Here is a 223-nt window from a genome sequence, read left to right on the forward strand (position 1 = left end):
TATTGACATCATTAAGTACGGTCATATCTCTGTCTGTAACATCTGGTGTTATCGGCTTATTTTGAATAACAAAGACATTGCGGGTATTATTCAGATCTTTTGTCCTGACAACCAAATCCCCTTTCACGGTTTTTATCGTCGCCGATCTGTTTTCGACTAATTGATTTTTATTTCCCTGCGCATCTTTCTGTATCCACAGATTATCGCTGGCTTGCAGTAAAGC

Annotated in this window: 1 protein-coding gene; it reads right to left on the reverse strand. The window is 39.0% G+C overall.

The features are described 5' to 3' along the window. On the reverse strand, positions 1–223 hold a 223-nt coding region (locus ABR397_RS24230), incomplete at both ends, for a hypothetical protein (RefSeq protein WP_350307903.1).

It is taken from the genome of Photorhabdus viridis (assembly GCF_040256935.1).
Classification (GTDB): domain Bacteria; phylum Pseudomonadota; class Gammaproteobacteria; order Enterobacterales; family Enterobacteriaceae; genus Photorhabdus; species Photorhabdus viridis.